This is a genomic window from Paraburkholderia sp. Clong3 (assembly GCF_050436485.1).
GTDB lineage: Bacteria > Pseudomonadota > Gammaproteobacteria > Burkholderiales > Burkholderiaceae > Paraburkholderia > Paraburkholderia tuberum.
The window spans coordinates 197,549-218,860 of the sequence record NZ_JBNDMH010000002.1 but is presented as its reverse complement, the minus strand read 5'-3'; the positions used below and the strand labels follow the sequence as shown (position 1 = coordinate 218,860).

General features: G+C 65.4%; 20 protein-coding genes and 2 tRNA genes. 13 read left to right on the top strand and 9 right to left on the bottom strand.

From position 1 onward, the window contains the following. Nucleotides 1–191 precede the first annotated feature (191 nt). Nucleotides 192–1,412: a CaiB/BaiF CoA transferase family protein gene (locus tag OKW30_RS05350; RefSeq protein ID WP_429293592.1), complete on the top strand. Its 1,221-nt coding sequence runs from the start codon at nucleotides 192–194 to the stop codon at nucleotides 1,410–1,412. Between the two features lie 18 nt (nucleotides 1,413–1,430). On the opposite strand, the gene OKW30_RS05345 is transcribed toward OKW30_RS05350, so the two are convergent. Then, nucleotides 1,431–1,991, bottom strand: coding sequence for an RBBP9/YdeN family alpha/beta hydrolase (locus OKW30_RS05345; protein WP_429346177.1), 561 nt, complete (start codon nucleotides 1,989–1,991; stop codon nucleotides 1,431–1,433). 55 nt (nucleotides 1,992–2,046) lie between these two features. Then, the gene (gene ggt, locus OKW30_RS05340; protein ID WP_429346176.1) at nucleotides 2,047–3,843 is read right to left on the bottom strand and encodes a gamma-glutamyltransferase; all 1,797 of its coding nucleotides are present in this window, start codon (nucleotides 3,841–3,843) and stop codon (nucleotides 2,047–2,049) included. 350 nt (nucleotides 3,844–4,193) lie between these two features. On the opposite strand from ggt, the gene OKW30_RS05335 reads away from it, so the two are divergent. Both OKW30_RS05335 and OKW30_RS05330 read left to right on the top strand, forming a co-directional pair. Next, on the top strand, nucleotides 4,194–5,903 hold the full coding sequence (locus OKW30_RS05335; protein WP_429346175.1) for a glutamine--tRNA ligase/YqeY domain fusion protein: 1,710 nt from the start codon (nucleotides 4,194–4,196) through the stop codon (nucleotides 5,901–5,903). 201 nt (nucleotides 5,904–6,104) lie between these two features. Further along, nucleotides 6,105–6,998, top strand: coding sequence for a transporter substrate-binding domain-containing protein (locus OKW30_RS05330; protein WP_429347727.1), 894 nt, complete (start codon nucleotides 6,105–6,107; stop codon nucleotides 6,996–6,998). 16 nt (nucleotides 6,999–7,014) lie between these two features. Here the strand turns inward: OKW30_RS05330 and OKW30_RS05325 are convergent, their stop codons facing one another. The 5 genes from OKW30_RS05325 to OKW30_RS05305 all read right to left on the bottom strand — a co-directional run bounded on the left by OKW30_RS05325 (nucleotide 7,015) and on the right by OKW30_RS05305 (nucleotide 10,790). Next, complete coding sequence (locus tag OKW30_RS05325; protein ID WP_184047748.1) at nucleotides 7,015–7,464, bottom strand: NUDIX hydrolase; 450 nt, start codon at nucleotides 7,462–7,464, stop codon at nucleotides 7,015–7,017. Between the two features lie 46 nt (nucleotides 7,465–7,510). After that, nucleotides 7,511–7,894 carry a hypothetical protein gene (locus OKW30_RS05320; RefSeq protein ID WP_184071694.1) on the bottom strand — a complete coding sequence of 128 codons (384 nt, stop codon included), beginning with the start codon at nucleotides 7,892–7,894 and terminating at the stop codon, nucleotides 7,511–7,513. Nucleotides 7,895–8,008: 114 nt separating this feature from the next. Continuing rightward, nucleotides 8,009–9,574, bottom strand: coding sequence for a methyl-accepting chemotaxis protein (locus OKW30_RS05315; RefSeq protein ID WP_429346174.1), 1,566 nt, complete (start codon nucleotides 9,572–9,574; stop codon nucleotides 8,009–8,011). A gap of 189 nt (nucleotides 9,575–9,763) precedes the next feature. Next, nucleotides 9,764–9,840 (bottom strand) — tRNA-Arg (locus tag OKW30_RS05310). 119 nt (nucleotides 9,841–9,959) lie between these two features. Next, the gene (locus OKW30_RS05305) at nucleotides 9,960–10,790 is read right to left on the bottom strand and encodes an undecaprenyl-diphosphate phosphatase (protein WP_184071686.1); all 831 of its coding nucleotides are present in this window, start codon (nucleotides 10,788–10,790) and stop codon (nucleotides 9,960–9,962) included. Nucleotides 10,791–11,376: 586 nt separating this feature from the next. Here OKW30_RS05305 and OKW30_RS05300 point away from each other — a divergent pair. The 5 genes from OKW30_RS05300 to OKW30_RS05280 all read left to right on the top strand — a co-directional run bounded on the left by OKW30_RS05300 (nucleotide 11,377) and on the right by OKW30_RS05280 (nucleotide 16,312). Next, nucleotides 11,377–12,285 carry an aldose epimerase gene (locus OKW30_RS05300; protein ID WP_429346173.1) on the top strand — a complete coding sequence of 303 codons (909 nt, stop codon included), beginning with the start codon at nucleotides 11,377–11,379 and terminating at the stop codon, nucleotides 12,283–12,285. A gap of 154 nt (nucleotides 12,286–12,439) precedes the next feature. After that, nucleotides 12,440–13,162, top strand: coding sequence for a peptidoglycan DD-metalloendopeptidase family protein (locus OKW30_RS05295; protein WP_429293597.1), 723 nt, complete (start codon nucleotides 12,440–12,442; stop codon nucleotides 13,160–13,162). A gap of 94 nt (nucleotides 13,163–13,256) precedes the next feature. Continuing rightward, complete coding sequence (locus tag OKW30_RS05290) at nucleotides 13,257–13,583, top strand: hypothetical protein (RefSeq protein WP_018433468.1); 327 nt, start codon at nucleotides 13,257–13,259, stop codon at nucleotides 13,581–13,583. Nucleotides 13,584–14,579: 996 nt separating this feature from the next. Beyond that, nucleotides 14,580–14,888, top strand: a complete 309-nt coding sequence (locus OKW30_RS05285; protein WP_090801091.1) for a DUF2288 domain-containing protein — start codon at nucleotides 14,580–14,582, stop codon at nucleotides 14,886–14,888. A 56-nt stretch (nucleotides 14,889–14,944) separates the two neighbouring features. Then, entirely contained in the window at nucleotides 14,945–16,312 is a 1,368-nt protein-coding gene (locus OKW30_RS05280) for an MATE family efflux transporter (protein WP_429347726.1), read from the top strand. Between the two features lie 213 nt (nucleotides 16,313–16,525). Here OKW30_RS05280 and OKW30_RS05275 read toward each other — a convergent pair whose 3' ends face one another. Next, entirely contained in the window at nucleotides 16,526–16,693 is a 168-nt protein-coding gene (locus tag OKW30_RS05275) for a hypothetical protein (protein ID WP_167368601.1), read from the bottom strand. A gap of 181 nt (nucleotides 16,694–16,874) precedes the next feature. On the opposite strand from OKW30_RS05275, the gene OKW30_RS05270 reads away from it, so the two are divergent. The 5 genes from OKW30_RS05270 (at nucleotide 16,875) to OKW30_RS05250 (ending at nucleotide 19,421) form a co-directional block, all read left to right on the top strand. Continuing rightward, entirely contained in the window at nucleotides 16,875–17,051 is a 177-nt protein-coding gene (locus OKW30_RS05270; RefSeq protein ID WP_018421224.1) for a hypothetical protein, read from the top strand. A 385-nt stretch (nucleotides 17,052–17,436) separates the two neighbouring features. Continuing rightward, on the top strand, nucleotides 17,437–17,595 hold the full coding sequence (locus OKW30_RS05265) for a DUF3309 family protein (RefSeq protein WP_090801093.1): 159 nt from the start codon (nucleotides 17,437–17,439) through the stop codon (nucleotides 17,593–17,595). A 110-nt stretch (nucleotides 17,596–17,705) separates the two neighbouring features. Beyond that, nucleotides 17,706–17,782 (top strand) — tRNA-Pro (locus tag OKW30_RS05260). A 212-nt stretch (nucleotides 17,783–17,994) separates the two neighbouring features. Continuing rightward, a complete protein-coding gene (locus OKW30_RS05255; protein WP_018421227.1) occupies nucleotides 17,995–18,453 on the top strand; it encodes a SixA phosphatase family protein in 459 nt (152 codons plus the stop codon). Between the two features lie 155 nt (nucleotides 18,454–18,608). Continuing rightward, entirely contained in the window at nucleotides 18,609–19,421 is an 813-nt protein-coding gene (locus OKW30_RS05250) for a GNAT family N-acetyltransferase (protein ID WP_184028352.1), read from the top strand. A gap of 93 nt (nucleotides 19,422–19,514) precedes the next feature. On the opposite strand, the gene ppx is transcribed toward OKW30_RS05250, so the two are convergent. Next, on the bottom strand, nucleotides 19,515–21,167 hold the full coding sequence (gene ppx / locus OKW30_RS05245; RefSeq protein ID WP_429346172.1) for an exopolyphosphatase: 1,653 nt from the start codon (nucleotides 21,165–21,167) through the stop codon (nucleotides 19,515–19,517). Between the last annotated feature and the right edge of the window lie 145 nt (nucleotides 21,168–21,312).

The window sequence follows — 21,312 nt, the reverse complement described above, 5'->3', positions numbered from 1 at the left end:
GGCAAGCGCGCGCGGCACTGCGCGCCGCCTAGTTGGCGCTCGCTTGTCCGATCGTCCGATCCGCGCCATGACGTTCGGCTGACTGCGCCCGCGAGCGCGAATCGCTTAAGATGACTTCCGCGAAACTACGCGCGAAATAACGCATGGCAGCTCGCCGCGCGGCCTGCAACCATCAGGAGACATTCAGGAACATGGGCGCTCTCAGTCACATCCGCGTGCTGGATCTCACCCGCGTGCTCGCCGGTCCATGGTGCGCGCAGACGCTCGCCGATTTCGGCGCCGACGTCATCAAGATCGAACGTCCCGAGGTCGGCGACGACACGCGCCACTGGGGGCCTCCCTATCTGAAAACGCCGGACGGCGCGGACACGCGCGAGGCCGCCTACTATCTCGCGGCGAACCGCAACAAGCGCTCGGTCACGCTCGACATCGCGTCGCCCGAGGGTCAGCGGATCGTGCGCGAACTGGCCGCGCAAAGCGACGTCGTGCTCGAGAACTACAAGGTCGGCCAGTTGAAGAAGTACGGCCTCGACTATGAATCGCTCAAAGAGGTCAAGCCCGACCTGATCTACTGCTCGGTCACGGGCTTCGGGCAGACCGGCCCGTATGCGCAGCGCGCCGGTTACGACTTCATCGTGCAGGGGATCGGCGGCTTCATGAGTATCACCGGCGAGCGTGACGGTCAGCCGGGCGGCGGCCCGCAGAAGGCCGGCGTCGCGATCGCCGACCTGATGACCGGCATGTACTCGACGATCGCGGTGCTGACCGCGCTCACGCACCGCGACCGCACGGGCGTTGGCCAATACATCGACATGGCGCTGCTCGACGTGCAGGTCGCGATGCTCGCCAACATGAACTCGAACTACCTCGCGAGCGGCCAGCCGCCGGCGCGCTGGGGCAATGCGCATCCGAACATCGTGCCCTACCAGACCTTCCAGACCAGCGACGGATGGATCATCGTCGCGGTCGGCAACGACGGACAGTTCCGCAAGTTCGTCGAAGTGGGCGGCCGCCCGGAACTCGCCGACGACGAGCGTTTCGCAACCAACCCCGCGCGCGTGCGCAATCGCGAACTGCTCGTGCCGATGCTCGCGGACATGGTCCGCCTGCAGGGCAAGCAGCAATGGATCGCGGCGCTCGAAGCGGCCGGCGTGCCGTGCGGACCGATCAACAACCTCGACGAAGTGTTCGACAACGAGCAGGTGGTCGCGCGCGGTCTGCAGGTCGATCTGCCGCATCCGTCGGGCGGCACGGTCAAGCTCGTGCGCAATCCGATCACCATGACCGGCACGCCGCCGCAGGCGCTGAGCCATCCGCCGCTGCTCGGCGAGCATACCGAGCGGGTGCTGAGCGACGTGCTCGGATACGACGCGCAGACGATTGCCGAGTTGAAGCGCAAAGCGGTGATCTGATCGAGAAGGCGGCGAGACTCAGCGCATCGCCGTTAGCGAAGCCAGCCAGCCCCGCCCCTCGTCCCAATCGTCGAGACCGCTGTCGGCGTTGATGTGGCCGCGCGCGCCGATCCCGATCCAGCGGCTGCCCCACGCGTTCGCGCAGGTTTGTGAAAACGGCACGCCGCCATAAGGATCGTCGCTGCTCGCCACCACGATCGTCGCAAACGGCAGGCGGGTGAGCGGCACCGGCGCAAAGCCGCCCGCGTCCCTCGGGAAGTGCGCTTCGTCCGGATCGGGCACGGCGACCAGCAGCGCGCCGGCCACCTTCGCGAGCTGCGCCGCGCTTGCGTACTGCGAGGCCCAGAACGCCGTGGTCAGACAGCCGAGGCTGTGAGCGGCGAACACGACCGGCGCGTCCACGGCGTCAAGCGCGGCGGCCAGCGTACGGCACCAGGCGTCGCGCGAAGGGTGGTCCCAGTCCGGCATCTGCACGCGGACGACCGCGGGATCGAGCGCTTCCCAGCGCGTTTGCCAGTGGCCTGGGCCGGAGTCCAGATAGCCCGGCAGAACGAGTGTGGTTGATTGGTGTTCGCTCATCGTGCTTCCCCGTGTTCGGCTTATCGCCCGCTCGCGGGATAGCGCGGCGGGCCGTCTACCGTATCACGCGTGCCACGCCGCCACCACGGGGATCGCTCGCGGGCTCGGGTGTCGTGCCGTCCACGCGGATCATCTGCACGTCGCCGTTGAACGCCTGCTGCTCGACCGTAAAGCCGAGCGCCTTCAATTGCGTGGCGAGCTCATCCGGCGCGGGACGGTACGGCTCGAAGTAGATCGTCTTTGGCGGCAGCAGCTGATGATGGAAACGCATCGCGGCGAGCGCGTCCGTCGGTGACATGTCGAAGTCGTACAGATTCGTCATCACCTGGAAGATCGTCGTCAGGATGCGAGAGCCGCCGGGCGTGCCGATCGCTAGCGCGATCTTGCCGTCCTTCAGCAGCAGCGTGGGCGTCATCGACGAAATCGGGCGGCGGCCCGGCGCGATCGCATCCGGCTCGGCATCGGCGGCGCCGGGTGTCGACGCCGCGCCCGTCGCGCCGGCGACGGCTGGCTTGATCACGAAATCGTCCATCGCATCGTTCAGCAGAAACCCGCCGCCGTCCACCACGACGCCCGAGCCGAAATCGCCGTTCAGCGTGTAGGTGTTCGACACCGCGTTGCCCCATTTGTCGACCACCGAGAAATGCGTGGTTTGCGCCTTCTCCGTCGCCGCGCCGCCGTCGACACCGGGTTTCGCCGTCGCGGCGGCCGGCGCTTCGTCGGCTTTGACTTCGGCCGCGCGCTGCGCGAGGTAGGCGTCGTCGATCAGCTTCGCGACCGGCACCGGCGATGCGTCCGGGTCGCCGATATGGCGCTGCCGGTCCGCGAACACGCGATCCTCGATCTGCGCGATCAGATGGATGTACGGCGCTGAATTCAATGCAAGGCCGTCGAACGCCGGCTGCAGATCGGCCCGCATCTTCAGCATCTGGATCAGCCCGAGGCCGCCCGAGCTCGGCGGCGGCGCGGTGATCACGCGGTAGCCGTGCCAGTCGGCCGCGAGCGGCTCGCGCCACAGAGCCTTGTACTGGCTCAGATCCTGGCTCGTGATCAGGCCGTGGCCGTACATCTGCGCGGCGATCATTTGAGCGGTGCGGCCCTCGTAAAACTCGCGGCCGCCGTCGCTCGCGATCCGCCCCAGCGTCTGCGCGAGTTCCGGTTGGCGCAGCATCGCGCCCGCCTTCAGGTTCGCGAAGTAGGCGTCGAAATTGGTCTTGCCGGCGAAACTCCTGGCGGCCGCGTCGCGTCGCTGCTGCAGCCGCGGGTCGACCTGGAAGCCGTCGGTCGCGTAATGGATCGCGGGCGCGAGCACCTGCTTCCATTTGAGCTTGCCGAAGCGCCGCTGCGCTTCCCACATGCCATCGACAGTGCCCGGCACGGCCGCCGCGCGATGCCCGACCGTGCTTATGCCCGGCGCCACGTTGCCCTTGTCGTCGAGGTACATGTCGCGGGTCGCCTGCTGCGGCGCGCGCTCGCGATAGTCGAGAAAATACGGCTTGCCGTCGACCAGCAGCGTCATGAATCCGCCGCCGCCGAGGTTGCCCGCATCGGGCCGCGTGACGGCGAGCGTGAAAGCCATCGCGACCGCGGCATCGACCGCGTTGCCGCCTGCGGCGAAGATCTGCTGCGCGGTGTCGGCGCTGTAGCTATCCGGCGCGGCGACTGCCGACGCATCGAGCGCCGGCTTCGGCGCCGGTGTTTTCGCGGCGGCGGACAGCGGCGCGGCCACGTTCACGGCAAGCGCGGCAAACCAGGCCGAAGCGAGCACACGACGGTTACGGCAAGAAAATCGGGCGCTAGCCAAAGCGCGGGCAAAGGGCGCGCGAAACGCGCCGTGCGTCGGGACAGACATCCGAGAAAACTCCGGCAACGAGGCGAGCATGGCGCACGAGCAGCGGAGCCTCGTGCAGGAAGATGAAGGACAGCGTGGACGGCTCGGGCAAGCCCGCCCCGCGCGAAGGCCCAGCACAGGCGCGCGGGCCGCGCGCAGCAGCGCATCCTAAGTCGGCGCGTCGCGCGTCGCCAACCCGTTTTACCTCCTGTTACAGCCCCGCGCGCCGGCTTGCCTGACTCCGGCAGCCGCGCCAAACCCACTGCGCCGTTGGCTGCGCGCCGCAACCACCTGCCGCGAACGGGCTCGTCAGGTAGAATTGACGGCTACACGGGCGCATTGCGCGCCCCCACGGACTCTCATCTTCTCGCATGAATACCGAACGCAACGACGCGCCCGCGACATCCAATTTCATCCGCAACATCATCGACGACGACAACCGCACCGGCAAATGGAGCCAGCGCGTCGAAACGCGCTTCCCGCCGGAGCCGAACGGCTATCTGCACATCGGTCACGCAAAGAGCATCTGCCTGAACTTCGGCGTCGCGCGCAGCTACGGCGGCGTGTGCCATCTGCGCTTCGACGACACCAATCCGGAGAAGGAAAGCGTCGAGTACGTCGAGTCGATCATCGACTCGGTGCGCTGGCTCGGCTTCGAATGGGAAAAGGACCGCACCGAGCATCTGTACTTCGCGAGCGACTACTACGACAAGCTGTACGAGTTCGCGGAGCTGCTGATCCAGCGCGGCCGCGCGTACGTGGATAGCCAGTCGGCCGAGGAAATCCGCGCGAACCGCGGCTCGGCCACCGAAGTCGGCACGCCGTCGCGCTTCCGCGAGCGTTCGGTCGCGGAAAACCTCGACCTGTTCCGCCGCATGAAGGCGGGCGAGTTCAAGGAAGGCGAGCACGTGCTGCGCGCGAAGATCGACATGTCGTCGCCGAACTTCAACATGCGCGACCCGGTCATCTACCGCATCCGCTTCGCGCATCACTACCGTACCGGCGACACCTGGTGCGTGTACCCGATGTACGACTACACGCACTGCATCTCGGACGCGCTCGAAAACATCACGCATTCGCTGTGCACGCTCGAGTTCGAAGATCACCGCCCACTGTACGACTGGATCCTGAACGAACTCGCCGAGGCCGGTGTCTTCGGGCGTCCGCTGCCGCAGCAAATCGAGTTTTCGCGCCTGAACCTGACCTATGCGATCACCAGCAAGCGCAAGCTGCTGCAACTCGTCAACGAAGGCCATGTGGAAGGCTGGGACGACCCACGCATGCCGACCATCGTCGGCTTGCGCCGGCGTGGCTTCACGCCCGAGTCGATCCAGCTGTTCTGCGAGCGCATCGGCGTGACCAAGGTCGACTCGTGGATCGACATGAGCGTGTTCGAAGGCGCGCTGCGCGACGATCTCGACGAGAAGGCGCCGCGCATCGCCGCCGTGCTCGATCCCGTCAAGCTGATCATCGACAACTTCCCCGAACGCCTCACCGAGCCGTGCCACGCACCGGTGCATCCGCATCATCCGGAACAGGGCCTGCGCGAGTTTCCGATTTCGCGCGAGCTGTGGATCGAGCGCGAGGACTTCACGCAGACGCCGCCGAAGGGCTACTTCCGCCTGTTCCCGGGCAACAAGGTGCGGCTGCGCTACGGCTACGTGATCGAATGCACGCACGCGGACAAGGACGAGAACGGCAATATCGTCGCGGTGCACTGCAACTACTTCCCGGACAGCAAATCGGGCACCGAAGGCGCGAACAATTACAAGGTCAAGGGCAACATCCACTGGGTCAGCGCGGCGGCCGCGTGCCCGGCCGAAGTGCGCATCTACGACCGGCTGTTCAAGGAACCGCAACCGGACGCCGGCGGCCGCGACTTCCTCGAAGCGCTGAATCCGGACTCGAAACGCGTGGTCCAGGCCTACCTCGAAACCGGCGCGCGCCATGCGCTGCCGGAGCAGCGCTACCAGTTCGAGCGCCACGGCTACTTCGTCGCCGACCGCGTCGATTCGAAGCCGGGTAAGCCCGTATTCAACCGCATCGTCAGTCTGCGCGACAGTTGGGGCAAGCCGGCCTGAGCCCGCGCCAGCGAGGGCCCGGCGTTGCGGGCCCATCCGGGTTGCCGGATGTTTCGATCGACACTCACTGCGCGCTCGCCTGAGCGCGCCGGTCCGGGAGGTCCGATGAAGGTTGCAGACCGCCACGGGGAAGGGTCTGAAGGCAGGGTTCGCGTCGCACGGAGCGCGTGCGGCTCACGCTTCCCGCGTCTGCTGCGCGGCATGCACAGCGTGCTGCTTACGCTGGCCGCCTGCGGCGTGCTCGCGTTCACCGGCCCCACCCGCGCGGATGAACTGACCGGCACGCTGAGAAAGATCCACGACGACGGCGTCGTCGCGATCGGCGTGCGAGAGGCGTCGATCCCGTTCTCGTACTTCGACGGCAAGCGCACGGTCGGCTACTCGCAGGCGATCGCGATGCAGATCGTCGATGAAATCAGGAAAACGCTCGGCATGGCGCAGCTGCGGGTTCACGAAATCACGGTAACGTCGTCGAACCGCACGCCGATGCTGCTGAACAACCAGATCGATCTCGAATGCGGCTCGACCACGCACACGGTCGAGCGCGAGAACGTCGCCGCGTTTTCAGACAGCTTTTTCCAGTACGCGGTGCGCATGATCACGCGCAGGAACAGCGGCATCACCGATTTCCCCGATCTGGCCGGCAAGCCGGTCGTGACGACCGCGGGCACGTCCGACGAGCGCCTGCTGCGCAGCCTCAACACCGACAAGCAGCTGAACATGCGCATCATGAGCGTGCGCGACCATCAGGAGGCCTTCAACGCGATGAAGGACGGTCACGCGGTGGCGTTCGTGATGGACGAGCCGATCGTCTACGGTTTCAAGGCGACCGACCCGCATCCCGACGATTTCATCGTGACGGGCACGCCGCTTGGCTACGAGGTTTATGCGTGCATGTTCCGCAAGGGCGACGAGCCGTTCCGCGCGCTCGTGAATCGCGTGATCGTGCGTTCGCAGACGTCCGGCGACGCCGAGCGTCTGTATCGGCAGTGGTTCACGCAGCCGATTCCGCCGCATGGCATCAACGTCAATTTCCCGCTGTCGGAGCAGAACCGCGCGTTGTTCGCGCATCCGAACGACCACGCGCTCGATTGAAGGCGGCGTGCGCCGTCTATAGCGACCGGTGCAACTCGGTGAGCGACAGCGTCGTCTCGAAGAGCCGCGTCAGACTACGGCTCGCATAGCGCGGCACCTCTTCGATCGACGCCCAGCGGTAATCATCCATTTCGGGGATCAGCGTGCCGTCCGAGCGGCGCGGAAACAGCGACGTGCAGGTGCACGTGCTCAGATCGAGCTCGCCGGCACCCGCGCGCGCCGCGAACAGATGCAGGTCCTTGTCGCGCCGGTAGACGAACAGGCCGAGATCCTTCAGCCGATCGGCCTCGAGCGCGATGCCGGTTTCCTCGACCATCTCGCGCAGCGCCGTCACGTGCGGCGCCTCGCCGGCCTCGCCCTGGCCTTTCGGGATGTCCCAGTGCGTCGTTTCGGTGGCGTGCGCGAGCAGCACGCGTCCGTCGGGATCGAGCAGCACGATCCCGCACGAGACGATTCGCGGGCTCATCGCGCAGCCTCACTGCATCCACCTCTCGCCCCGCGCTCACGCATGCTCAACGCTTCTGCAGCTGCCAGGCGCCACCTTCCTTGCAGAAGTTCGGACGCAGGTTCATCGATTGCCCCTTTGCATTGAGTACGACCCCGAGGGTGCGGCAGGTGCGTGCGCCTTCGGTCGAGGTGCTGTCCATCGAGATGGTCGCGTCGATCTTCACGCTATTGCCGGTGCCGTCGTTGACCCACGTGAAGCTCTCGCCGTCCTTCCTGTCATTGAGCGCGCTCATGACCGCATGCTTGATCGAGTCGTTGTCACGCTGTCTCATATAGGTGATCGGCGTGTCGCCCAGAAAGCCGAGGTTCGCGGCTTGCGCGCCGATCGCCGCACCGAGCAGGAGGCTCGCGGCACTGAGGTGGAACAGCACACGGGTTCGCGTCGACATGTAGGACTCTCCTCGAAGTGTGCACGGCGCGCACGGGCGCACGGCGGCTTTTGATCCTGACCTCAAAAGCATAGCATGCACACTTCGGCAGGCAGCGCGCCATCGACGCGGCCATCAACGCGCGGCGGCCGTCCCCTGCAGGCGGAACGTGTTGACGACGTCGCGCAGCATCTGCGCCTGCTCCTGCATCGACTGCGCGGCGGCCGCCGCCTGTTCGACCATCGCCGCGTTCTGCTGGGTGGTCTCGTCCATCTGCGCAATCGCGAGATTGACCTGCTCGATGCCGCGGCTCTGCTCGTCGGACGCGGCGGAAATCTCGCTGATGATGTCGGTCACGCGCTTCACCGCATCGACGAGCGACTCCATCGTGCCGCCCGCCTTCTCGACGAGCGTCTTGCCGCTGCCGACGCGCGCGACCGAATCCTCGATCAACGTCTTGATCTCCTTGGCCGCGTCGGCGCTGCGGCGCGCGAGGTTGCGCACCTCGCCCGCGACGACCGCGAAGCCGCGGCCCTCCTCGCCGGCGCGCGCGGCTTCGACGGCCGCGTTCAGCGCGAGGATGTTGGTCTGAAACGCGATGCTTTCGATCACGCCGATGATATCGACCACCCGCGCCGAGCTCGCCGCGATGCTCTGCATGTTCGCGACGACGTGCTGCACGGCCTCGCCGCCCTCGCCCGCGAGCTGCGACGCCGAGCGCGCCATGCGATTGGCCTGCAGCGCGTTGTCGGCGTTCTGCTTGACGGTCGCCGTCAGTTGCTCCATGCTCGCGGCCGTTTCGCCGAGCGACGACGCCTGCTGTTCCGTCCGCGCCGACAGATCGAGATTGCCCGCGGCGATCTCTTCGGCCGCGACCGTGATCGTTTCGGTGCCGCCGCGAATGCGCCGGATCGCGTCGGCGAGGCGGCTTTGCATGCGCTGCATCGCGAACAGCATGCTTTCCTGATCGTCGCCGGCCAGCGTGACCGGGCACGACAGATCGCCGTCGGCGATCGTCTGCGCGACGCTCGCCGCATAGGCGGGCTCGCCGCCGAGACTGCGCTTCACGTTGCGGATGATCAGCACGAGCGCGACGGTGCTGAAGCTGCCGATCACGAGGATCGTCAGCAGATAGCGCAGCAGGTCGGCGCGGAACGCCGCGTCGATGTCGTTGACGTAGACACCCGAAATCAGAAACCAGTCCCACGCGGCAAAGCGCTTGACGAAGCTGATCTTCGGCACGCGCTCGTTGTTGCCGGCGAGGCGGCCCATGTAATCGACGAAGCCCTGCCCGTGCGCCTGCGCGACCTTGACCATTTCGACGAACAGCAGCTTGCCGTCGCTGTCCGCGTAGTGCGACACGTCCTTGTTGCGCAGATCGGCGAGCATCGGATGCATGATCACGACCGGCGTGGCAGTCGACACGATCATGTAGCCGCTGCCGGGGTAGCGCATCGCGGAGAGTCGCGCCAGCGCCTGCTGCCGCGCCTGTTCGGGCGTCAGCTCGTGCTGGTCGGCGCGCTGCGCGTAGTCGGCGACGATGCCGTACGCGCTTTCCACGACGTTCTGCACCGCCGACTTGCGCTCGGCCAGCATCGTCGCGCGCGACTGCCATGCGGCCCAGCCGCCGAGGCCGAGCAGGCCGAGCCACGTAATCAGCAGCGCGAGCCAGAGTTTGGTGTTGAGGCTAAGTCGGTTCACGCTGATTCCTCCATCGCGGCGCGTCACACGGTTCTGTTGAATTAACGGCGCCCCGCGCGATTTCCTGAGTCGGGAAACACCCGAAGCGAGCCGTACGAACACGCAACAACCTGGCAGCCACCGGGCGTGCAACATTGCACAAAAACAAAAAGGGTTACAGGCGCGAAACCTGTAACCCTTCGATGATTCTGGTACGGCAGGAGGGGCTCGAACCCCCGACCCTCGGCTTAGAAGGCCGATGCTCTATCCAGCTGAGCTACTGCCGTATGGATCGATATCTGCATGAAACCGGCACTCGCGGCGAGCCGCCCGATTTCCCACAAACTAAAATTCTAACTGAGCTGCAACCAACCGGGCCCGGATTATAACCGATCGCCCGGCGCGCTCAGACCGGCTGCGGATGCAGCATGAACCAGCCGAGGAACAGGATCCCCGCGATCGCGCAGTACGCGCCAAACGACGCGAGACGTCCGCGGCCTTCGAAATAGCGCATCAGGAAACGCACGCTCAGGTACGCTGCGATCGCGGTCAGCACGCCGCCGAGCACCGCGTCGGCAAGCTGGCTCGGCGCGTGAAGCAGCTTCGGCAGTTCGAGTACGCCAGCCGCGAAAATGATCGGCGTGCCGAGCAGGAACGAAAACTCGGCGGCTTTCTCGGTGGTGAGGCCGGCCGCATTGCCGGCGATCATCGTCAGGCCACTGCGCGAGAAGCCCGGAATCAGCGCGCCGATCTGCGCGAGGCCGACGAAGAAGGCCTGGCGGAACGTCAGCTTTTCCGGCGCCTGATGCGCGCGCGCGCGTTGCAGACGATCGCCGAACCACAGCAGCGCGCCATTCACGATCAACGCAATCGCGACGATCCGCAGATCATGAAAAAGCGCCTCGAGGCGCTTTTCCAGCACGAGACCGACGAGGCCCGCCGGAATCGTACCGATGATCAGCGCCCACATCATGTGACCGTCGTCGTTGCGGCGGCCGCCGAGCGACGCGAAGAAACCGCGCACCAGCGCGTACCAGCGCGCGCGGAAGTACCACAGCAGCGCGAACGCGGTGCCGAGATGCAGGGCGACGAGGAACGGCAGCAGTTGCGGCGCATGCTTGTCGATATGCATGTCGAACAGGGCTGGCACGAGCAACGTGTGGCCAAGGCTGCTCACCGGAAACAGTTCGGTAACGCCTTGAAGCACGCTCAGAAAAATGAGAAACGACAGGTTCACGCGGCGGTCCTTGTAAGCAAAGTGTCGGGAACTGCGCGCCGCACAAAAGGGGGAGCCGGCGCGTCAAAGGCGCACCGATTATGCCTGGCTACACACCCAGCGCCAAGCGGTTAGGCCACATTCGGAGAAATATTGACGCGCCGCGTCACAACTCGACACCGTTGTTACGCGAGAGCAAGAAAGCGGGCGGCGGATTCGTCGCGCGCGTGCTGCGAAAGCAGGGAATGAAACCAGCGGATCAGCGCTTGAGAGAGTGGAAGAAGTAATACGTGCTGGCGGTGAATATTCCGAATAAGCCCACCGCCATTGCCATTGCGAGATCCATGATGCCTCCTGAGCCGATTCGCCCGGGGGTCGGATGGACCGGACGCTCCGACGGATTATCAATAGGATTCGCCCTTTTCCGACACCCGCAATTTCCCGGGAAGGGTTTCCCCGTAGCGCAAAGCAGCGCAAAATCGCGGTTTCGCCGCGCGCGACGCAGCCGCAGCGAATGGCGCAAAACGCCGCTTCGATGCAGATGCAACGGCCGACCCACGCGGCCGCTTTGCACGACCCTCAACCTCTATCTGGCTAGCTATTGACCATGCCCCTCTCCCCGGAACAGGACATTCTCGAGATCGCCCAGGACGCCTCGGTGCTCCGTTTTTCGCCGCAAGCCGGCGGCCGTCTGCTGTCGTGGACGATCGACGGCGAAGAGGTGATTCACTGGCCCGAGCACGCCGACTGGAGCGTGCCCGCGCGGATTCGCGGCGGCAATCCGCTGCTGTTTCCATTTCTCGGCCGTCATCGCGTCGACGGCAAGATCGGCTATTGGCGTGACGCGCGGGGCACCGTGCGCGAGCTGCCGATGCACGGCTTCGCGCGTGACCTGCCGTTCGAGCCTCACGCCGACGTGCATGGCGCCGGCCTGCGGATGGTTCTGACCGACAGTGAAGCGACCCGCGGCTCCTATCCGTTCGGCTTCCGCTTCGAGGCCGCCTACGAGCTCATCGATCCGCGCACGCTCGACGTGACGCTGACCACCACCAATACCGGCGACGCGCGCCTGCCCTACTACGCCGGCCATCACTTCTACTTCACGCTGCCGCACACGCAGCGCGCGCAAACGACGCTCGAACTGCCGCGCACCGAGCGGTGCCGTCAGCTCGAGGACGGTTCGATCAGCCCCGCCGAGCCGGGCGAACCGAGCTACACACTCGACGAAGACCGGATCTACGACCGCTTCCATTGCCTGACCGGCACGCCCGATCGACCGGTAAGGGTCGAGGCGCCGGGCATCGATCGCGTGATCACGATCGATCTGCAGCGGCCCGGCTCGGTGCCCTGGTACGCGGTGACGACGTGGACTGAAACGCCGCAGTCGGACTTTTACTGCGTGGAGCCGTGGCTCGGGTTGCCCGATGCGATCCACAACGGCCGAGGTTTGCGCTGGCTCGAGCCGGGACAAACCGAAACGGCGGCACTGCGCATTACCGTCGAGAAGACCAGCTGATACGCCGGCGCCGGCGGCGAGCCGCTCGAAGCGGCCGTCCGCCACTTCGCCCCCCTCGCCGGGGGGCGCAACACCAAAACCGTTAGAATCGAACGCTTTGTCTGTCTGTGCCGCGTGATCGGGATCAGCGCGCGGCAGTGCTTTGCGAGGTCCAATGCTGGAAACGACAAGAATCAAACGACTCGGCTGCGCGGCATTGCTCGCGCTGCTCGCCGCGTGCGGGTCGGCGCCGGTGGGGCCGGGCTACTACCGGGTCGAACGGGGCGACACGCTGTCGAAAATCGCGCGCGGCAACCGGCAATCGGTGCAGAACATCGCGCGCTGGAACAACCTGACCAATCCCGACAGCATCGAGGTCGGCCAGGTGCTGCGCGTCGCGCCACCGGGCGGCGCGGCGTCGACGAGCGGCGCGATCCGCAGCGGCGGTGGCGGTAGCAGCAGTGGCAGCGCGAGCGCGGCGGCCGCGCCGCGTCCTGCGCCCGCGGACACTACGCCGGCGACCGCGCCCGCGCCGATCTCGCTGGTATGGCCGGCCGACGGCACGGTGTTCCGCCGTTTCGACGGCGGCAACTCGAAGGGTATCGATATTGCCGCGGCGGCCGGCACGCCCATCGTCGCGGCGGCGCCCGGCACCGTCGTCTATGCGGGCAACGGTCTGCGCGGCTACGGCAATCTGCTGATCCTCAAGCACAACGCCGACTATCTGACCGCTTACGCGCATAACCGCGCGCTGTTGGTGAAGGAAGGCGAATCGGTCAAGCGCGGCCAGAAAATCGCCGAAATGGGCGACACCGATACCGATCGCGTAATGCTGCATTTCGAACTGCGCTACCAGGGCCGTTCGATCGATCCGTCGAAACAACTGCCACCGCGCTAGGCGGCGGGCGCGGGAACCCGCCGTGCTATAAACGCTCAATTCGAAGCGGCGTGGCTGCGCGCCACGCCCTTCCGTTATTTGCAAGGAATCTGAAATGAAAAGCCCATTGGCGCGCGTCGCGACGGCTGCAACGATCAGTCTTGGCCTCCTGACGCTCGGCGGCCTCGGCGGCTGCTCGACCACGACCACGATGACCTATCTGCCGAGCGGCGACACCGGCTTCGCGATCAACTGCAGCGGCAGCGATGCCAGCACGAGCTGGGCCGAGTGCTACAAGCGCGCGGGCGAAACCTGCGGCAACTACGGGTACGACGTGGTTTCGAAAGACGTCGACAACGGCGCGACGTCGGGCGGCACGATCGGTGGGATTTTCGGCGCGAATGTGAAAAACCGTTCGATGGTCATCCGCTGCAAGCAGTAAAGGCAGCGCGCCGTGCGGCACGGGCGGCCGCCGAGCGGCAGAGCGTCACCGCTTAGCGGCGTCGCCAGCGCCCGGAGCGCGGATCGATGCGCGCGGCGAATCGCACCAGCAACGCGAGCGCGATTAGCCACACGCCGACAAAAATGATCACCCCGGTCATGAGTCTCGCGCCGAAAAAAATAATCCGCCATCATCGGCCGCACATGTGAATTCGCGGTGAAGATCGCTGCGGCAGGTTAAACATCCGCGTAAATCCATTCAAAAAAAAGCCCGGCACGAGGCCGGGCTAACGGGGGTTCGGCGCATATCGGCAAAGGACCGGTTCACCATGCGCCAGAACGAAATCTAACAATCCGGATTTCCAAGCGCAATGTATTAATTTTGCAGCCAATGTTACACGGCGTACGGATTCCGCAATCCGTGAATCGGAAATGTCGGAATCAGACCGGCTTAATGCGCCGCAGCTGGGATACTCCACACGCCAAATCATTCAAACCAGGAATGTCGGAGTATCGCACCGGCTAATGCTCCTGGGCTATCGGCGGAAAGTCCCGCCAAACCAGCAGAGGAAAGACGTCTGGCCGAATAACACTAACTCATTCGGCAATAACGCCGCTTTGGCTTGCCAATATTAACTTGGTGCGGAAACGCACGTAACGCATCGATTAGTCGCGGCAACTCTTCCGAATAAGCGCCGATACTTCTTCACAACAAATTCGCGAATAGTGAAATCTTTAACATTGACAATTCCGCCGACAATATTGAAACCGCATTCAAACTCGTTTCAGTTTTGAATATTCGGACGATTAATAGCCGGTGCTGATAGGCGGCACGCCTCGTGTGCCGCCGTCGTTGAATCCACCGGCATCCAGGTTCAGAATCCGATTCAGTCAGCGCTGCATAAAAAACCGCCCGGCACGTTGCGCAAGGCCGCCACGCGGCCCGCCGGTCCTTGCCAATAGTTTATAGTGACGGCCCCGTCCGACCCTGTCCACGATGACTTCCAATGACGCCTCCCAAAGCCCCCTTTATGCGAAGCTGCTCGGCGAAACCGCCAAGATCGGCTGGAGCGAACTCGAACGTTTTTTTGCGCGCGGCATACTGCTGCACGTCGCGCGCGACCTCGATCTCGTGAGCGTCGCCGAGGCAATCGCCAACGACGACACCACCCGGGTCGCCCAATGGTTGTCCTCCGGCCTCGTCGTGCGGGTTCAGTCGGAGACGGCCGCCGATTTCGCCGCGCGCGACCCCGAGCTGTGGGCCGTCGTCGTCTCGCCTTGGGTGTGCGTGCAGGAGCGCTCTTGAACGACGCGAGGACGCCCGATGCCGGTATGCCCGATGCCGCTACGCCCGATGCCGGTATGCCCCCCGCCGCGCGATCCGAAACCGCCGCACACCCAGCCGGCGCGCCCGCGCTGCCGGTGCGCTGGCATCGCCGGGTGCTCGCGCTCGCGTTGCCGATCGTCCTCGCGAATCTGACGCAACCGATCCTCGGCGCGGTCGACACCGCCGTCGCTGGTCATCTGGACAGTGCCTCTTACCTCGGCGGCGTCGCGCTCGGCGGGCTCTTCTTCAACTTCGTGTTCTGGGGCTTCGGCTTCCTGCGCATGGGCACGACCGGCCTCGTCGCGCAGGCGCACGGCGCGGGCCGCAGCGACGAGTTGCGCAACACCGTCGTGCGCGCACTGCTGATGGCGGCCGCGATCGGCGCACTGGTGCTGCTCGTGCAGCAACCGCTGATCGACTATGCGCTGCGGGCGATCGGCGGCAGCGACGCCGTGCAGCGGCACGCGCAGGTTTATTGCCACGCGCGCATCTGGGCCGCGCCGCTCGCGCTCGGCAACTACGTGATACTCGGCTGGCTGCTCGGCACGCAGCAGGTGCGGCTCGCATTGCTGTCGCAGGTCTTCATCAACAGCGTGAACATCGCCGCGGTGCTGCTGTACGTGTACGCGTTTCATTGGGGCGTGGCCGGCATCGGCGCGGCTACCGCGACCGCCGACGCGCTCGGCTTCGTGCTCGGGCTCGCCCTGCTATGGCACGGCAGGCCGCGCGGCCTGCCCGCGCTGAATCGCGCCGCCTTGTTCGACGCCGCCGCGCTGAAGCGGCTCGTCGTGCTCAATCGCGACATCTTCGTGCGCACGCTGTGCCTGCTGTCGTCGTTCGGCTGGTTCGCGCATCTCGGCGCGCGGCAAGGCGACGCGACGCTCGCCGCGAACGCATTGCTACTCAATTTCCAGACCTTCATGGCGTACGGGCTCGACGGTTTCGCGCACGCGGCCGAGGCGCTGGTCGGCGCGGCGATCGGTGCGCGCGATCGTCACGCGTTCGCGCAGGCGGTCAAGGTCACCGCGCTGTGGTCGGCGCTCGGCGCGCTCGGCTTCTCGTGCGTGTACTGGGGTGCGGGCGCGTGGATCATCGAGCGGCTGACCGATCAGGCCGCCGTGCGTGCCGCGGCCGAAACCTATCTGCCGTGGGCGGCGCTGTCGCCGGTCATTTCGGTGTGGGGCTTCCTGCTCGACGGCGTGTTCATCGGCGCGACGCGAACGCGCGAGCTGATGATGTCGATGACGGTGTCGCTTGCGGTGTTCGTGGCGGCGTCGTCGGCATTGCTCGCGTGGCACGGCAATCACGGGCTGTGGATCGCGCTGCTGATCTTCATGGCCACGCGTGGCGCAACGCTCGCGCGTTACCTGCCGGGCGTGTCGCCGGGGATTGCGGCTGCCTAGCGCGGTGCGCTGGGCACCGTTGGCTATTCGGCGGACGACAGACCGTTACGGCTTGAAACAAGCGCATACATATCGCATAACGAGCGCGTTATGGAATGCTCTCAGCCCGTGCTCTCCGGGCGAACCGTCGGCACGGGTCAGACGTGCCGGCGTGCCCGCGCCGGTGCTTCGCTTTCCCCGCCCTTTCCCGCTCGTTTTCACTTCAATGAGCGCTCACTGCGCGACGGGCGCGGGCACCATCGCGGGCGGTCGATCGTCGGTGGGCACGCCGTGGTAGTCGGCGGGATCATGTGGTGGGCTGCCGCGATGCGCGGACGGATTGTCCGCACAGCCGGCGACGCCGGCGCACAACAGCAAGGCAAGAGTCAGAACGCGGGTCATTTTGCAATCGTCTCCGGGACAAAGCGATGGCGGACGTCCGCCGGCGCGCCGAGAGTCTAACCGCAAAGCGCGTTCGGCGACGCCATCACAACACACCTTGTGCGTCGCTCGTTCCAATTGGTGAGATTTCGCCGGACCTGCGCTACCATGGGTTCATGGCTGAACCTACCGGGAGACTGCCATGGACGGTGAATCGATCGCGGGCCTGATCGGGCTCGCAATAGGCCTGATCGTGCTGGTGGCGTTGTCGATTTTCGAATCGCGGGCCTACCGGCGTGAACACGATGGCGAGGGCATGCTGCACCACTGGACGCATCAGCATCTACATATGCCGCATTGGAGGCGTCCAAGGCATTGATGCGGGTGATCTTCGACTCTGACCGAATGGCCTCTGGCCGCGGCACCGGCATGTCACGGTGCCTCAGTCGCGCGGTCCGCTCGATGACGCGTTGACCGGCGTTGCGGCGCCTGCGCGCATCGAGGTCCGCTGGACGTGCGCAACGCCTTTCCGGTTCTTTCGGCATACCTACATCGAACGACGACGCTTCCTGCGTCGCTCTCTCCTTCTGCGCTTTCGTCCAAGGCCTCACTGCATCGAGCTTAACGGGTGATGGGCACATGCCTTGCTGGTTCCGATCCAGCAACAGACGCGCGACACGCGCGTCGATTGTCGCGGCGCGCGCGCCAAACCAGCGTGAAGAGGCGGCCAGCGATTTCGCGGCCCCCTCAAAAAGGAGAACGCCATGACCGTCGGAACCATCCTGCTAATCGTGCTCATCCTGCTGCTGATCGGCGCGTTGCCAAGCTGGCCGTATAGCAGCGGCTGGGGCTATCGGCCGACTGGACTCGTCGGCGTCGTGCTGATCATCGTGATCGTTCTGCTGTTGATGGGGCGTATATAGCCCACCGCGAGGCCGGCGCGAGCCCGCTACGGTGAACGTCGTTGCCCGTGCGGTTGGTGCCGCCAAGGGATTGACGCTCCTGCCCGCACCCCCTATACTCCCGGATTCGTCGGAGCGTAGCGCAGCCTGGTAGCGCATCTGATTTGGGATCAGAGGGTCGTAGGTTCGAATCCTATCGCTCCGACCACGAAAAGCAGGTCGAAACCCGCGAAGCCTCCGGCTTCGCGGGTTTTTGCTTTTTTGGCTCGCGTTCACGTGGACGCCGACAGCCGACCCGTCAGGCACTCGCCTTGCAAATCATCACCCGCGCATGCGACAGTGCTTGGGGCAGCTACCTCGCCGCGAAGACGCGCAAGCCCGCCGCAACGCCATCCCAAGCCGCTCAAAAAGGAGACTCCCATGGACCTGATCCTCTGGCGTCACGCCGAAGCAGAAGATGTCGCCGCGAGCGATCTCTCCCGCGCGCTCACCACGCGCGGCCGCAAGCAGGCGCAGAACGCCGCGAAATGGCTGCGCGCCCGTTTGCCCGACGACGCGGTCATACTCGCGAGCCCCGCCGTGCGCACCATCCAGACCGCCGAGACGTTGAGCGACCAGTACCGCGTCGTGCGCGAACTCGCGCCGAACGCGAGCGCGAACGACGTCCTGGAAGCGGCCGGCTGGCCCGGCGGCATCGCGCAAACCGTGGTGATCGTCGGCCATCAACCGACGCTCGGCCACGTCGCCGCGCAACTGCTCGGCGACAGCCGCGCGAGCTGGCCACTGAAAAAAGCCGGCATCTGGTGGATCGAGAGCCGCGAGCGCAACGGCGAAGATGAGGCGGTGTTGCGCGCCGCCATCAGCCCCGATCTGATCTAAGCGCGCGTGTCGCGCGACACCTCCGACATTACAGGCACCCACGCGAGGGCTTACGGGCAGTCATCCAATCGTCACGGCTTTGCCATGCGAGCGTCACCGCGCGTTACTACATTGGCGAAAAAAGAAATCCTCACTCTTTTCGACCAGGACAGCCAATGCGAGAACTGCCGACGCCCACCCTGCCCTTCGCCTCGCTTTTCGAACCGCGCCGTCTGCCACGCGCCGAGGAAACGGTCACCGCGCAGCATCGCCTGCAAGTGTCGTGGGCGCGTACCGACGAAGAGCTGCGTGAAGCGCAGCGTCTACGCTATCGCGTCTTCGCCGACGAAATGGGCGCACGCCTCAGCGGCCCCGCGGGCCTCGACGTCGACGCCTTCGATTCGTACTGCGACCATTTGCTGGTACGCGATCTCGACACGTTGAAAGTAGTCGGCACGTATCGCGCTCTGCCGCCGCATCAGGCCGCGCGCATCGGCCGTCTATATGCGGAAAGCGAGTTCGACGTGTCGCGTCTCACGCATCTGCGCGCGAAGATGGTCGAGGTCGGCCGCTCGTGCGTGCATCCGGACTATCGCAGCGGCTCGGTGATCATGTCGCTATGGGCTGGGCTCGCCGCGTACATGAAGCACAACGGCTACGAGACGATGCTCGGCTGCGCGAGCGTCGCGATGGCCGACGGCGGCCACTATGCGGCGAACCTGTATTGCTCGCTGCGCGACAACGCGCTGACCGCGCCCGAATATCGCGCGTTCCCGCATACGCCGCTGCCGGTCGACGAACTGCAGACGGGTGCCGCCGTCGCGCCGCCCCCGCTCGTGAAGGGCTACTTGCGTCTCGGCGCGAAGATTTGCGGCGCACCGGCGTGGGACCCCGACTTCAATACCGCGGATTTCCTGACGCTGTTCCGTCTGTCCGATATCAACGCGCGCTATGCGCGGCACTTCCTCGGCGATGCGTTGCCGCGATAAGCTGCGCCGAGATACGAAAAAGCCCTGCATTTGCAGGGCTTTTTTTATTCGTGCACACGCCGCGAATCGACGCGTGCGTCGATCCGCATCGCGTCAATCGTCCGTATAAACGACACGGTACGGAATCCCGACTTTCTCCCACTCCGCCGCCTCCTGGATCAGGCTGTAATCCGTCAACGGATTGTTGGCGACCCACTCGTTCGGCAAACGCACCTCGTAACCGCCGTTCGCCTGAGCAACCGTGATGCCCGGCAGGCCGACGTCCGCGCGTCGACGGCACAGCAACGCCGCGAGCCGCAGACAGAACAGCAGCGGCCATTCGACCTCGCGCGTCTGCGACAGCTTGCCGAGCTTGCCCGCGTGGCCGAGCACGAGCGCGGCGAGGCGCGCCTGGTCGGTACGCGAAAAGCCCGGCATGTCGGCATTGCTCGCGATATAAGCCGAGTGTTTGTGATACGCGCTATGCGAGATCGACAGGCCGATTTCGTGTAGCGACGCCGCCCAGCCGATGAACATGCGGTTTTCCGCGCGGCGTTCCTCGTCCGGTTCGACGAACTGGTCGTAGAAGCTCGTCGACAGATCGCCGATGCGCCCCGCCTGTGGGCGATCGACGCCATAGCGGCGCATGAAGCCCTCGACCGTCACCGTACGCATGTCCTCGTGCTGCGAACGGCCGAGCAGGTCGTACATGACGCCGAGGCGCAGCGCGCCGTCGGTGGTGTCGACATAGTCGACGCCCAGTTCGTCGAACACCGCGATCATGATCGACAGTCCGCCCGCGAGCACCGGCACGCGGTCGCTCTTCAGCGCAATCAGTTTCAGCCGGTTGACGTTTTCGGCCTTGATCAGCGCGCGCTTGAGCCGCTCGAGGCCGCCGCGCGAAATGCCGTGGGTGACGCCCGCATCGTTGAAACTGTTCGCCTCGACCAGTTCGGCGAGCGCGCGCGCGGTGCCCGACGAGCCGATCGCCTGCTCCCAGCCGGTCTTCTTGTATTCGGCGGAAATGATCTGGATTTCGCGGCGCGCGGCGAGCTCGGCCTGGCGCATCGTGTACTCGTCGACGTTGCCGGCCGGGAAAAACGCGCGGCTATGGCTCACGCAGCCGATATACAAACTCTCCATCATCATCGGCGTGTAGTGCGAGCCGATGATGAATTCCGTCGAGCCACCGCCGATATCGACGACGAGCCGCTTGCCCGCGCTCGCCGGCACCGAGTGCGCGGCGCCCGCATAAATCAGGCGCGCTTCCTCGCGCCCGGCGATCACTTCGATCGGAAAACCGAGCGCGGCCTGCGCTTCGCCGAGAAATTCGCCCGCATTCTTCGCGATGCGCAGCGTATTGGTCGCGACCGCGCGCACGTGGTCCGGATGAAAATCGCGCAACCGCTCGCCGAAGCGCTTCAGCGCATCCCAGCCACGCACCTGCGATGCGCGATCGAGCATCTTGTCGCTTGATAGCCCGGCCGCGAGCCGCACCGGCTCGCGCAAGGCGTCGACCTGATAGATCTGGCTGCCCGCGTCGGTTTCCTCGACCCGGCCCACGATGAGCCGGAAGCTGTTCGAACCGAGATCGACGGCGGCGAGGAGATGAGGAATATTGACCATCGGGTAAGCGTACTCCATGCGCGCGAGCGCCGCGGCTGCGGCCGAGGGCGTGACGGCGGACTCCGGCAGCGCCGCGCGCCCGCCCGGCGCCTTCGGCGCATGGTGCGCGTCGCGGCCGGCCGCACTGTTCAAAGACGCCATTCTAAGCGTAGCAGCCTTCACGGTGTCACCTCGCGGCGCAGGGAGTTCGGTATCGTCGCATAGGTAGCGCGTCATATTGACGACAGACGACGATTGCGGCATAAAATGTTAAAAAATCGCCGATGTCATCATGGCGTCATCAAAC